This window comes from Vibrio sp. 10N.222.55.B11 (assembly GCF_041473705.1).
GTDB classification, from domain to species: Bacteria; Pseudomonadota; Gammaproteobacteria; order Enterobacterales; family Vibrionaceae; genus Vibrio; species Vibrio crassostreae_C.
Genome location: NZ_JBFRST010000041.1, coordinates 152,336 through 165,764 on the forward strand (window position 1 = coordinate 152,336; position 13,429 = coordinate 165,764).

The 13,429-nt window shown below is 43.7% G+C and carries 12 protein-coding genes and 1 pseudogene; 8 read left to right on the forward strand and 5 right to left on the reverse strand.

Annotation, left to right across the window (positions count from 1 at the left end; translation table 11 throughout):
- The first annotated feature begins 551 nt into the window (after window positions 1–551).
- Window positions 552–1,745, forward strand: a complete 1,194-nt coding sequence (locus AB4503_RS15075; protein ID WP_104216294.1) for an acetate/propionate family kinase — start codon at window positions 552–554, stop codon at window positions 1,743–1,745.
- Window positions 1,746–2,014: 269 nt separating this feature from the next.
- Here the strand turns inward: AB4503_RS15075 and AB4503_RS15080 are convergent, their stop codons facing one another.
- Window positions 2,015–2,980, reverse strand: a complete 966-nt coding sequence (locus AB4503_RS15080) for a GlxA family transcriptional regulator (protein WP_372115307.1) — start codon at window positions 2,978–2,980, stop codon at window positions 2,015–2,017.
- 114 nt (window positions 2,981–3,094) lie between these two features.
- Here AB4503_RS15080 and AB4503_RS15085 point away from each other — a divergent pair, with 114 nt between their 5' ends.
- Together AB4503_RS15085 and AB4503_RS15090 are read left to right on the forward strand one after the other, a co-directional pair.
- Window positions 3,095–3,886, forward strand: a complete 792-nt coding sequence (locus AB4503_RS15085) for an MBL fold metallo-hydrolase (RefSeq protein ID WP_372115309.1) — start codon at window positions 3,095–3,097, stop codon at window positions 3,884–3,886.
- A gap of 253 nt (window positions 3,887–4,139) precedes the next feature.
- Window positions 4,140–4,937, forward strand: a complete 798-nt coding sequence (locus AB4503_RS15090) for a CPBP family intramembrane glutamic endopeptidase (protein WP_017064369.1) — start codon at window positions 4,140–4,142, stop codon at window positions 4,935–4,937.
- A 371-nt stretch (window positions 4,938–5,308) separates the two neighbouring features.
- Here AB4503_RS15090 and AB4503_RS15095 read toward each other — a convergent pair whose 3' ends face one another.
- Window positions 5,309–5,476: a hypothetical protein gene (locus AB4503_RS15095; protein WP_017062447.1), complete on the reverse strand. Its 168-nt coding sequence runs from the start codon at window positions 5,474–5,476 to the stop codon at window positions 5,309–5,311.
- Window positions 5,477–5,517: 41 nt separating this feature from the next.
- Here AB4503_RS15095 and AB4503_RS15100 point away from each other — a divergent pair.
- Window positions 5,518–6,186: pseudogene (locus tag AB4503_RS15100) on the forward strand (pyridoxal-phosphate dependent enzyme); the annotation flags it as partial.
- 96 nt (window positions 6,187–6,282) lie between these two features.
- Here the strand turns inward: AB4503_RS15100 and AB4503_RS15105 are convergent.
- Window positions 6,283–6,849, reverse strand: a complete 567-nt coding sequence (locus AB4503_RS15105) for a helix-turn-helix domain-containing protein (protein WP_372115310.1) — start codon at window positions 6,847–6,849, stop codon at window positions 6,283–6,285.
- Between the two features lie 98 nt (window positions 6,850–6,947).
- Here AB4503_RS15105 and AB4503_RS15110 point away from each other — a divergent pair, with 98 nt between their 5' ends.
- Window positions 6,948–8,141, forward strand: a complete 1,194-nt coding sequence (locus AB4503_RS15110) for a benzoate/H(+) symporter BenE family transporter (protein WP_372115311.1) — start codon at window positions 6,948–6,950, stop codon at window positions 8,139–8,141.
- A gap of 113 nt (window positions 8,142–8,254) precedes the next feature.
- Here AB4503_RS15110 and AB4503_RS15115 read toward each other — a convergent pair whose 3' ends face one another.
- Window positions 8,255–9,238, reverse strand: coding sequence for a hypothetical protein (locus AB4503_RS15115; protein WP_229647353.1), 984 nt, complete (start codon window positions 9,236–9,238; stop codon window positions 8,255–8,257).
- A 432-nt stretch (window positions 9,239–9,670) separates the two neighbouring features.
- Here AB4503_RS15115 and AB4503_RS15120 point away from each other — a divergent pair, with 432 nt between their 5' ends.
- Window positions 9,671–10,057 carry a hypothetical protein gene (locus AB4503_RS15120; protein WP_102333936.1) on the forward strand — a complete coding sequence of 129 codons (387 nt, stop codon included), beginning with the start codon at window positions 9,671–9,673 and terminating at the stop codon, window positions 10,055–10,057.
- Between the two features lie 146 nt (window positions 10,058–10,203).
- On the opposite strand, the gene AB4503_RS15125 is transcribed toward AB4503_RS15120, so the two are convergent.
- On the reverse strand, window positions 10,204–11,136 hold the full coding sequence (locus tag AB4503_RS15125; RefSeq protein WP_372115312.1) for a LysR family transcriptional regulator: 933 nt from the start codon (window positions 11,134–11,136) through the stop codon (window positions 10,204–10,206).
- A 268-nt stretch (window positions 11,137–11,404) separates the two neighbouring features.
- Between AB4503_RS15125 and AB4503_RS15130 the strand changes: the two genes are divergently transcribed.
- Window positions 11,405–12,172 carry a glycine betaine ABC transporter substrate-binding protein gene (locus AB4503_RS15130; RefSeq protein WP_372115339.1) on the forward strand — a complete coding sequence of 256 codons (768 nt, stop codon included), beginning with the start codon at window positions 11,405–11,407 and terminating at the stop codon, window positions 12,170–12,172.
- A gap of 156 nt (window positions 12,173–12,328) precedes the next feature.
- Complete coding sequence (locus tag AB4503_RS15135) at window positions 12,329–13,354, forward strand: zinc-binding alcohol dehydrogenase family protein (protein ID WP_372115313.1); 1,026 nt, start codon at window positions 12,329–12,331, stop codon at window positions 13,352–13,354.
- The last annotated feature ends 75 nt before the right edge of the window (window positions 13,355–13,429 follow it).

Genomic DNA, 13,429 nt, shown 5'->3' on the forward strand with positions numbered 1-13,429 from the left:
TGTTAGTGCCAAAACTTAGCTGTATCGCGTTCTAAGCCTATACCAAAAGAACGTGCTACAAGATGTTGAAACAAAGAGTGAAGGCTATCTAAGCGTCGTTACAGTACATCTATTCGTAGAGTTGTGCTCGAAGGCAATCAAAATAAGATCAGATCACTATTCTCAACTTCAGTGAGCTTTTTGATGCAAACACTGAGCAATTGAGAAATCGAGCAAAAAGTTATCGGTAATGATAAGCAGACGAAAGGGAAGGGTGGTTGTTTTTCAAGCGGATCACCTGCATTTGTTCGAGTCGCTTTAATTAACTGAATCAAGTTAAAAATAACGTGAGCACTCGTTTGCGTCACCTGTTCATTAATTTTCTTATTCAACTATTTTTTAATTCCGCTCTCGAAATAAATAATTTAATGACCAAGATCAACTTAGTTGTGTTCATTTAGTGATTTTTTCAAAACAAAAGTTGAAAGATTCAAAAATTATTGAATAATGGACTTAACTAAAATTGAAGTAAACACTTCATCCAATTCGTACTGAAACAGGATCCATATCCAATGTCTAATTCGTTTGTTCTGGTTATTAACTCGGGTAGTTCATCCCTAAAATTTGCTGTAATCGATTCTGTTTCTGGTGAAGCAGTATTAAGTGGCCTAGGGGAGTGTTTTGGTCTTGAAGATGCTCGTATGAGCTGGAAATTCCAAGGCGAGAAAACTGAAATTGCCATTCAAGGTGAAGATAACCACCACAAAATTGCCATTGGCAAATTGGTTGGCCTGATGGAAGACCTAGGCTTCACGGCTGATATCGTGGCTATCGGTCACCGTATCGTTCACGGCGGTGAGAAGTTCACTCAAACGGTTCGCATTACTGAAGAAGTAACGAACGAAATTGAAAGCCTATCTGACCTAGCTCCACTTCATAACCCAGCAGGTGCTATCGGTATCCGTGCTGCAATTGAAGCTTTCCCTTCTCTACCTCAGTTCGCTGTATTTGATACTGCTTTCCACCAAACAATGCCTCAACGTGCATTCACTGGTGCAATCGCAAAAGAGCTATACACAGACTTCGGCGTACGTCGTTACGGTTTCCACGGTACGAGCCACTACTTCGTTAGCCGTGAAGCTGCGAAGATGGTTAACAAGCCTATCGAAAAATCTAGCTTTATCTCTGTTCACCTAGGTAATGGCGCATCTGTATGTGCAATCAAAGACGGTAACAGTGTTGATACTTCAATGGGCTTCACACCACTTTCTGGCCTAATGATGGGCACACGTTGTGGTGACCTAGACCCAGGCATCATCGAATACCTACTTAAGAAAGGCTGGTCACAAGAGCAAGTATTTAACTCTCTAAACAAGGAGTCTGGCTTCCTTGGCGTGTCTGGTCTTACGAGCGATGCTCGTGGCATCTTAGAAGCAATGGAAGAGGGCCATGAAGGCGCTAAGCTTGCGTTTGAGGTGTTTACTTACCGCGTATCAAAATACATTGCTTCTTACCTTGCAACGCTAGATTCTTTAGACGGCATCATCTTCACTGGTGGTATCGGTGAGAACTCCCTACCAATTCGTCGTGAAATCCTAAACAACCTTAAGATTCTAGGTTTCGTTGAAGATGTAGCAGGTAACGAATCTGCTCGCTTTGGTGCTGAAGGCATCATCGGTAAGTCTGAAATGCTAAACGCATTAGCAATGGTTATCCCAACCAATGAAGAATTCGTGATTGCTCAACAGTCGGTAGAACTACTGTAATTTACTTTAAAAACAGATGGTTAAAAGCGAGCTTAGTGCTCGCTTTTTTTGTGCTCATATGTTGGATAGACCATCGCTAAGTGGCCTTATAGCGAGATAGTCAAAACTCATTCTATTGATTTCGGCAAATCATTTTGTAGCTTCAAACTAGTGATGTTAGGGCTGGCTTGTGATGCCCCAAAAACGCCTAGAATTGAACTTGCAAGGTTTCAGATACAAAAAGTAATAGATGCGACGATCTAGCCCCATCGCCCTCAATGAAATTAAGACTATTGCTTGAATGTAGTGCGCCACTGAATCGGCGATACATGAAAAGCCGATTTAAAGTGCTTTCTGAATACACTGTCAGAGCCAAAACCCGCTTGCTCTGCAACTTGAGGAACAGATAACTTAGTGGTTTCTAGTAGGCGTTGGCTGAGCACCAAGCGTTTATTTTGCAACCATTCACCAAATGTACAGCCATAGGTAGCTTTAAACTGGCGTGTGAAGGTTCTTTTGCTCATCGCACAGCGCTCAGCGACTGCATCTAGTGAGTGAGGCAGATGGACGTTTTGTTCGACATGCTCAATCACAAGGCTGATGCTTGTTTCTGCGAGTGGCTTTACGCTAATCGGAGCAGGTATGTACTGTTGCTGTCCACCAGTTCGAAATGGCGCTGTCACCATCTTACGTGCGAGATCATTCGCAAGTACACTGCCACACAGGCGGCGCACTATGTGGAGACAGCAATCTAGCGAAGCTGCTACCCCTGCTGAGGTAATGATAGTCTCATGTTCAATAAATAGAGGGTTTGGATCAAAATTCACCTTAGGAAATTGCTGCTGAAATTGTTCGGAAAACGCCCAATGGCTTGTGGCACGTTTTCCATCGAGAACGCCAGCACATGCAAGTACATAAGACCCGAGGCAGAGTCCTACTAGTAGCTTACCTTTCCCATGATGCTCTATTAGCGCCTCTATAAGTCGCTCACTTGGCTCTGGCAGGTCATTTGGCCAGCTTGGAACAATCACAATATCCGCCTCTTTAATAGCGCTCAAATCTCTATCGATCACCACACCAAATCCTGAGCTTGTTTCCAATGGCGAGCTTTTTTCGCTACAGATTTTCAAGTCAAACCGAGGCGGCTGATCGAAAAAGATATCTTGAAACACCATACAGGGTACAGAGAGATGAAAAGCACTGATCCCTTCAAAGGCAATCAAAGTGATTTTGACTAACTCGGTTGATTTCTCCATATTTGTCTCGATTTGCGCGAATATTGACTTTCGAGACAGTATGGCAAGATTACCGAAAATAGCATACTAAATCACATAGAGAATATGACTCATGAGTGAATTTAGAGAGGTATTATGAAGATCCATCACCTACGTAGCGCAACTTTTATCATTGAATCTGGCGAAAAATTTATCCTTATTGATCCTATGTTGGGGAAAAAAGGCTCTATGCCTCCGTTTTCAGTCATTAAGGCTAAGGCCGCGAAAAATCCAACGGTTGAGATGCCAAGTAATGCCGATGAGCTACTAAACAAGGTTACTCATACCTTAATTACTCACAGTCAAACACTTGGTATCAAGGCATTACAACATGGAGATCACCTAGATCCGGCAGGTGAGACGTTTTTAACAAGTCGTAATATCCCAGTTGCGACACCAGCCAAAGATAAGGCTTACCTAGAAAAATACGACTTAACGGTAAATTGGGGAATTGAAGACTGGCAAACTATCGACTTTTTAGGCGGAAAGCTAACTGCGGTTCCTGCTTTACACGGTCATGGTTGGATTCATAAGCTAATGGCAAATGGCGTCGGATTTTTCTTAGAGCTTCCCAATGAACCCTCTATCTATATTAGCGGAGATACGGTTCTAACCGATGATGTAAGACGAGCTTTGAATGAGTTAAAACCCGACATCACAGTGGTGGCAGCAGGCCGTGCTCGTATGGATGTTGGTCAACCGTTATTGATGTCTATTGATGAGGTCATGGAGTTTATTCGCCTTTCCCCTAATAAGGTGGTTGCGAACCATATGGAGGCACTCAATCACTGTGCAGTGACTCGACCAATTCTTAAAGAAGCAATTGATAAAAACGGTTTGTCATATAAAGTCCTTATTCCTGCTGATGGTGAGACCTTGGAGTTTTAGATACCTGAACTAATCCGGTGACTCCCGATTTAAGTAAATAGTCTAAATGATTTCTGTCCAGAGACGTGTTATGCCGCCATGCTTTGGGACAAGAACGCCTCAGTGCTATGACTCTAAAACGCGTGTGCCTCAAAATCCGGCAGAGTTAAACCCATACATATCCTGTTCCAGTTTTTCACCAGATTATTTAGTCGTGAAGATCTCGATACGATTGAAATTAATGTGAGGCGGATGATATAAATGTAATCTTTAAATGCAAGAATTAATAAATTTAGATATGGTACAAATGGATAACTTTCCCACCGTAGGACTTAAAACCTCGTTACCCATAAGCATATTGGCACTTGCCTTATATTACTTATGGGGCGACATGGGTTTTAATGATCTTCGAGGCCTTTTTTGGGTGGTGGCGTTTGTGATGATGCTTACTTTAAAGAAGAGTGAAAATAGCCTCTTTTCAGTAACTCCACAAGTTTCCTCTTTTACTCATCATGTATTCCCAATTACTGTGCTAGCGATTGGCGTGGCTTGTATCACGTTGTTCTATATGGAATTTATCCGGCAATATGTCACGGGACAAGAAGTCGACTATATCGTAGGATTTCTCGTTAGTGGTGAACTGGAAGTAAGCGAGAAACTAAATTATCTTTTCGAAACCGTTATATTAGCTCCGTTATCAGAGGAGTTTTTCTTCAGGTTTATCTTGCTAAGTAGCATATGCTTACTTTTGAGAAACAAGTTTGTAGGCGTAATTTTATCGTCACTCTTATTCGCCTACGGCCATGAAGACCCTGTCGTTGCTTTTTCTCTAGGTATCACTGCATCAATAGTTCTACTGAAATACATGAGTATATATAGCGCTATAATTTTTCATACGATTTATAATTTGTGGATATATACAGTGGAAGTTTTTATCGTACCCGCATTTTTCTTTAATGATTGGGACTTTGCACCAAGTGGGAACATCGGAACAATCGTTTCTATAATGGCATTAGCTGTATCTTTTTTGGCACTATTGATTATTAAACGCAAGGAAAAATCAATACAATAAGGTTTTAGCAACCGCTTCATCACTATATGGACTGAGGCAATAATCAATGAAATCAACACACTTATCAACACCTCGATAGTAAAGTTGCTGACACACTTTTGTCCAAACCCGTGTTAATAGGTGCGATTATAATAGCTTGCCAACCAACGAAGAATTCGTGATTGCTCAACAGTCGGTAGAACTTCTGTAATCTGAACTGAAGTCTAAGCAAGAAAAAGACAATCAAAAGCGAGCCCAAGTGGCTCGCTTTTTGTGTCTAGTAAAGATGCGTCTGAATGTTTTAACAGGGGGATAGCCTACAAGGCGATCGTGAAACAGTTTTAGAACAGAGCTTAAATTGCGACTCATCGGGTGCTCTGGAAGCGCTAAGGTTATTTAGTCCCTGAGCGGTAGTTTGGATCTGTCCAGCATCGAGGTAACTCTTCCCCTGACATAAACATCAGTTCGGACTTTTTAAACATCTCAGGGTCTTGCTGTTCTTCGCCTGCTTGAAACCGACCTTCGATACTGTCTTGAAATAAGTTGGTTAATTTGGTCATTTCAGTTACATCAACGAGGTCACCGGTTTTTTCTCTTTTAGAAACATTTTTACCACACGGCTAAGCGGATTGGTGTCGAAAATGAGAGTTATTGGTGGGCAGATCAGTTTGAAAATCTCAGTAATTATCGAGCGCACTATTTAAATACTGGACCTGAGATCTGGCAGCAAACACAGGGGAATATTGATGCTCTAGTTTCAGTGGTGGGGACGGGTGGAACCATTGCCGGAAACTCACACTATCTATCTGAGCAGCAACCCAATCTCGAAACTTGGTTAGTTGACCCAAATGGGTCCGGCATTTATTCGTTTCTACGTAATGGACACTATCAATCAACGGGAAGTTCGTTCACGGAAGGCATAGGGATCATGCGAACGGTTGAAAATTTCAGGCAGGCAAAAATCAATCGTGCAATCACGCTTCCCGATCAGGATTTGGTGACGATATCCCGCCTTGTTGCGGAACATGACGGTATTCTTCTAGGAAGCAGTTCGTCGTTGAACGTAGCAGGTGCGCTATACGCTGCGGCTAGAATGGGGAAAGGGAAAACCATCGTTACATTTAGCTGTGACCTTGCTGAGCGCTCGTATTCGAAGCTGCACAACGAAACGTTTCTGAAAGAAAAAGAGATACAGCTTAATAAAGAAAACCTCTCTCAACTATGGGCTCGTTATCAAGCCGAAGATGGCAGCATGGTCGTCAACGTATAGTCGCTTTAAGTTAGTAATAGCCAGTGGTCTGCCAGCTCTTTCGTTAGCGCTGAACATCCGGTTAGAGCTAAACATCCGTTAGCACCAAATCCGGCACTATTGCTTGTTATTAGGGTAGTGAATCACATTATGAAATACGGCGTTTCCTTCACCGATATTTTTGTAGGCATGGGTCTGGTTGGCGTTGAAGCGAACGGCTTGTCCTGCGCGTAACGTATGCCACTCATCATCAAACATCACGGCCATCTCTCCTGAAATGCATAAGATGTGCTCAGTGACGCCTGCGTTATGTGGGGCGGATTCATGCTGGTAATCGGGTGCTAGGGTGAGTTCGAATATTTCAAATCCTAGTGCTTCCTCAAAAGGAAACAACAAACTGACGAAAAAACCAATGTTGTATTCCTCATGCCTTAGTTCGTTTGCATCTCTGAATAAACTCGTCAGTTCACTGTTTGAGCTAGCCGCGATAAAACTCGAAAGTGACACCTCGAACCCAGAAGCTATCTGCCAAAGCTTAGCGACTGTCGGGCTGGATTCTCCACGTTCAATTTGTCCTAGCATTGCTTTGCTCACGCCAGTTTCTTTGGCTGTTTTGTCTAAGCTCCAGCCTTTTTCTTGGCGAAGGCGTTTCAAGTTAACGCCAACTTTAATTTCTGGTTGCATATTTTCTCTACAAGTTTTTTATAAATAAGTTGTGCGTTATAGCGCACGGTGCTAGGTTTGGTCTATGGACGTTATAACGCACGCAGGAAGAAATTAACATGACTAAGCTAAAATTTTCTCATGCCAGTACCGGCTTTATCGCTGTTTTTATTGGTTATGCGAGCGCCGCGGCGATTATTTTCCAAGCGGCAATGAGTGCTGGAGCAACCGAAGAACAAGTGGCGTCATGGTTTTGGGCGTTGGGTATTGGCATGGGGACAACCACAATACTGCTCTCGTTTTACTACAAGAAGCCTGTGGTTACAGCGTGGTCGACGCCTGGAGCAGCGTTGCTAATCACATCTCTTGAAGGGCTGACAATGAATCAGGCAGTGGCCGTGTTTTTGTTCAGTTCGATGTTGATCACGTTAGTTGGATTAGCGGGGATATTTGAGAAAGTCCTAAAACAGATCCCAACATCGATTGCCTCTGCGATGCTCGCGGGGATCCTATTGCAATTCGGTTTGGGTTTGTTCACGTCGCTAATGGAAGAGGCGCAAGTCGTAGCGGTCATGCTCGCTGTATTTATTCTGGCGAAAGCGCGGTTAGGAAATTTACTGATCCCAAGCATTTTCATTATCGCACTGGTTATGTGTGTGGGTTTTGGCAAACTCGATGTTAGTCAGGTGACTATGGGATTAACGACCCCAGTGTTCATCACGCCCGATTTTGAGTTCTTTTCGTTGTTCAGTGTCGGTATCCCATTGTTTATAGTGACGATGGCTTCACAGAACTTACCGGGATTTGCGGTTCTAAAAGCGAACGGATACCAAATCGATTCATCGAAGATCATTAGCACCACTGGGGTGACGGGTTTGATTTTCGCGCCGTTTGGTGGCTTTGCGTATAACCTTGCTGCGATTACGGGCGCTATTTGCATGGGCCCGAATGCGGATAGTAATCCAAAGACACGTTATATGGCGGGGATCTGTATGGGCGGGTTTTACTTATTAGCTGGCGTGATGGGGATGTCATTTGTGTCGCTGTTTAGCGCTGTGCCCTCCGAGATTGTCATTGCGGTTGCTGGCTTAGCGGTGATGCCGACCTTGATGAATTGTTTAGCTGTTTCGATGGCAGACACCCACTATCGAGAGCCTGCACTGCTTACTTTCTTATTCACTGCTTCTGGCACCAATTTACTGGGGATCGGCAGTGCATTTTGGGGTTTGTGCATCGGGTTGTTTTGTTGCTGGTTACACAATTACAAAGCTAAGTCGCGTGGAGCAAACAAGACTTCGCAAACTTCGTCGTAATCAAGCGACCCAAGATTAGGATCAGGTTCGCTGTGAATTAGAAACATCAGCAAGTTGTTTGAGTAGTAAGCCCAGTCATACTCGTGACTGGGCTTGCTTACAAAGGAATAAAGCTACTTAACTTCGTATCTCAGTAGCACTTCATTATCGAGAACGACATTTGTCGACCAGATAAAGCTTGCGCCAGCACCACTGAATTTTTCGATAAAGTTCATGTACGCTTTTTTATTGTTCACGCCAATATCGTCTTCTGAATATACCGATGCTAGAGGCCAAGATGTTGAATCGAACTCTTGGTTCATCCAGTTGGTTGGTGTTTCCCAATGAGCGGCGTAGGCATCTTGACCGTGGTCAGTTCCTTCCGTGGTGCAGCTTTCAGAAAGACGCTTCCCGTCCACTTCACTCAAACAAGTCAGGTCATAAATCGGTGAGGTATAAAAGGTTTGTGCTTGCCAGTCTGGACCTGTCACGGTTCCGTCACTAAAGCTCGCGATAAAGCCACCATCACCAGCGTGGTATGCCTTTCCGCGGTTATCTTCGCTGCCAAGACCTAGGTTTTCTTCCCAATCAATCACTTTCACCGCAATCGTGTAAGGCTTCTTCACCTTAAATTTGACGATGTTTGAGTTAAACGGTGTGAAAGGAACGGTGTCTACCGCGATTAACTTGCCGTTGATATAAAGTTCGAAATAGTTATCGGCAAAAATATAACCTGTTATTTCCTCACCGTCTTGATCCACAACAGCTACCGGTACAGAGCTTTGATCGACTTCGGCTAGGCTGCTTGGCGTGGTGTTTGAGCACTCTTCATAAAGATCAAAGGCTTTCGGCCCTGTTGAAAAGTTGTTTTTGGCTGGAACCGTCCAAACCTTTCCTTCTGAGTCCGTAATCTCCCCGACGCCCGCCACTCGGCTACGTCCGTTTGCACACTCAAAGAGATTCGATTCAACGGTGGTCGCCAACCCTTGAGTAATACTCGCTGAGCCTTGGTAATCACTGACGTTGCTGACCGAGGGTGTATCTGATGATGGTGAGCAGCCTGTAACGAGCAAAGCAACTGATGAAAGGGCAAGGGCTTGATATTTTGTGATGATCATTGATTGGGTATCCGAGAAGGGGTTATTTAAATAAGCGTGGTTCAAAATAAGCCAAGTGCAAGTAAGTTAATTGAAAACAAAGCTATTTCAAACAAATCCGAGCTAAGTAGCTAAGTAGCTAAGTAGCTAAGTAGTTAAGTAAGCCGTGAACTCATAGCTGATAGCTGGAACGACGAAACTAAGCAAGAGCCAAAGCAATTGTGAGGTACCACGCTTATTATTTGATGAGGCATATATTACCCGTACAAATGTAAACAAGCGTAAAGCTGAGTAAGCATGCGCAAAACAGCGCTTTTATAGGATGATCACATCAGCTTGCGCGGAGCTTGAAAAAATACTTAGAACGAAGCGGTTTCAGGTTGTGATTGAGATAGTATTTTGCTACAAAACGCGCATAATCTCGCTATACAACATTTAAAGAAGAATTTACCTATGACTACCTTTCAATACTACTTTCACCAACTGCCTTGCTTCGACTGTAAAAAAACGACAGTAAGTACTGATCTTGGTTGGTTAACGCCTGCGATGAAAGACGATGCTATCGCACAAGTGACAGCAACACTTGCACAAGGCGAGGTCACTCCTGATCTTTCAGCGGACGTGGTTTGTACGAAAGATGAAGCGCGTGAGTATTTACTACTGAACTTCTTCGGTTATTCAGAAGAAGAGCTAGCAAGCGGAATCGAAGCGGATGATGAAAAAGAAGTGGTAGACGAAATCGCAGAGCTAGTAGAAGAAGGTAAAGACACCATCACCTTCGAACATGAGATTGCTCTTCAGTGCTGCGCAGACTGCGATGTTGAAGACGAGTCAAACTAAGCTTTTGTATTAAGAGTATTAAACTAAGTACTCTTATTAAGGTTCATCATGCAGCTATGATGTTCTAATGATGAAAGGCGTTAGCGAATTGAAGTTCGCTAACGCCTTTTTTGTCTCTCTGCTTCTTATATAAGCGACATTAAACCTTAAGATGTTGTGCCTTCTGTAATGCCTTGTTTGCTCAGTTGCGAAAGGATCTCAGCGGTTTTCTCTCTGAATAAATCTCTCAGTAGACGCACAGTAGGGGTGATGGATTGACGACTTGGACACACTAACCACAGCTCGGTAGGTGTCGGCTTAAATTCAGGCATAACTTTAACCACTTCGCCTGAAAGCAGGTGAGGAGACATGTCTAGACAAGATTTTATTGCCACCCCTTTACCTGCGATACACCAACGTCTTACAAGGTCTGCGTCGTTCGAAGCGCGATTTCCTTTTAGTTTCACTTTATGATCTTGAGTACCATCGTTAAACACCCACTCGTCTTGCAACATGTCATGGAGTTGGTAAAGCAAACCATTGTGCTGAGCTAAGTCACTCGGGTGTTTTGGTGTGCCCATTTCAGCCAAGTATTCAGGAGCCGCACACAATATCCTCGGCACATCGCATATCTTGAAACCATACATGTTCGCATCGGTCGGAGAGCCGTAACGCAGCGCCATATCGACGGAATCTCGGTAGAAGTCGATATTGCTATCGCTGATGCTAGTGCGAAGCGTCGCCTTTGGGTATTCAAGCAAGAACTCATCTAACCAAGGTGTGATTAGGTTGCGTCCTAGATCTGATGAAAGCGCTATGCGAATTTCACCGTCAAGAATACCGAGCTCTTCGCGCATATTGAGCTTTGCTTGCTCCAACATCTTTAAGGCTTGTTCGCATTCCGGTAAATAACGCTCGCCTGCTGAAGAGAGCCTTAGGTGGCGCGTGGTTCTTACAAATAACTCCGCACCGAGTGCCGCTTCAATACGTTTTACTGCCGCACTTGCTGTGGCAGTGCGCATATCAAGGTTGGTGGCTGCAGCGGTGATACTGCGAAACTCCGCCACTTTCAAAATGACCTGTAAATCTTCAAGAAGCATGTTATCTACCTGTATTGAATTATGTTCTAAACATGGCGTTGGGATATTTCCCCATCACAATCTGCAAATGGGTTATCTCTACTTATCGCTTCTAAGTTAGCTTCAAATACTTAATTGTCAAAACTAATTTGATAATAATTCAAATATGAGGCTGTTTTTCATTAGTAATTTTCTCACTATCATTTCCCCATATCGACAACGTAGCGCAGTACACATCGTATGGACGAAACCTACGATCTAGGGGGATAAGATGACTAAGAAAATCACAATGGGTGTAACGGATTTGTCGTTCCACCGTACGACCGCATCATTGGTTGCCAATGTATTGAAATCCATGGGTTTTGAGGTAGAGCGTATTTTCTCTCCACATCAGGAGAACTTTGAAAAGCTGAAAGCAGGCCAAGTGGATATGCTTTCTTCTGCGTGGTTGCCATCAAGTCACGGTATCTACAAAGCGGGCGTTGAAGAAGTTGAGCCACTTATCGAGCTTGGGCTTCATTATGAACCTTATGCTTTATGGGGCGTACCAGACTATGTGCCTGAAGCGGCGGTTTCTGAAGTCTCTGATTTATTAAAAGCTGAAGTGATCGAGAAAATGAACTCGACCATCCAAGGTATCAACCCCGGCGCTGGCATCACACGCTTCTCTATCCAGATGATGAAAGACTATGGCCTGAGCGATGCCGGCTACGAGTTCTTTCCTGGCAGTGAAGACGATTGTTTCAGTGCATTTGAAAGTGCGGTCGCAAACAAAGAGTGGATGGTAGTGCCACTGTGGAAACCTCAGTTTTTGCACTATCGTTACGATATTCGTGAGCTCAAAGAGCCAAAAGGCTTACTCGGAATTGTTGATAGAGCGGTACTTCTTTTAAGAGATGACAAGAAGCATCTGTTCAGCGAGCTACAGATTCAGAAGTTGGATTCCCTACGTTTCTCGAACGACATCATCGCAGAGCTGGATTACAAAGTTTGCCGTGAAGGTAAACCACAAGATCAAGTAACACATGATTGGTTGATTGAGAAAGGCCTTATTTAACCTTTAAGCCGTTGGCAATGCAGTGAGACGTCTGCATTACCCAGATAGCGGTAACACCATTATCAAAAAATATTTGAGAATCATTCAAATATTAGGCGGTTTATCTAGAGTGAGAATTGACTAAGATTAACTCGTCTAATTCAAGGAGAAAGCACAATGTCAGTACCATCAAAAATGAAAGCTATCGGATTTACTCAATCACTTGCGATTACAGAGCAACACAGTTTATTTGAGTTTGAAACGAGTCTGCCAGAACTAAAAAATAATGACTTGCTGGTAAAAGTGAGCGCGACTTCTATTAACCCTGCTGACGCAAAAATTCGTATTCGTAATGCCAAAGACAAAACTCTTGAGCAGCCAAAAGTGCTGGGCTATGACGCAGTCGGCGAAGTTGTTGGCAAAGGTGCTGACGTTGAAGGCTTCGAAGTCGGTGACCGTGTGTACTATGCGGGTGACGTAACACGTATGGGTGCTAACGCAGAATTCCAAGCTGTGGACTACCGTATTACCGCTAAAGCGCCTAAGAGCCTTTCTGATGAAGCTGCAGCCGTTATGCCACTAGCAACACTAACTGCATGGGAAGCGTTGTTTGACCGCCTGCGTGTTCGTCCTGAAGAGAAAAAGTCTATCCTGATCATTGGTGGAGCAGGCGGTGTAGGTTCAATTACGATTCAACTGGCTAAGCAGCTGACCAACTTAAATGTTATCGCAACAGCTTCAAGACCTGAAACGGAACAATGGGTAAGGGATATGGGGGCGGATCATGTGGTGAACCACCGTAACCTTGTCGAGTCTGTGCGAGAGCAAGGCATTCAATATGTCGACTACATTTTCAATGTTGCAGACACAAAAGGGCACTGGGATGCGATGGTTGAATTGATCGCACCGCAAGGCATGATCAGTTCGATCGTAGAGTTTGACGGTGGCATTGACTTATCAGCGCTGCAAGGTAAATCAGCAGGCTTTGTTTGGGAACTGATGTTTACACGTTCACTGTTTAACACTGAAGATATCCAGAAGCAGCAAGACATCTTATTCCAAGCTGCGAACCTGATTGATGCGGGCCGTATTAAAACGACGCTAACCACGACCCTAAATGGCTTTAGTGTGGAAACACTTAAAGATGCACACCAACGTATTGAAAGCAGTGCCTCGATTGGTAAAACAGCTATCAAATACTAATTGCTGATGTTTTAATCCGCCGTTGTTTTGAATTGTTGACGGTTTAAATAGAAGAAGCCCCTGATATCTGATTGC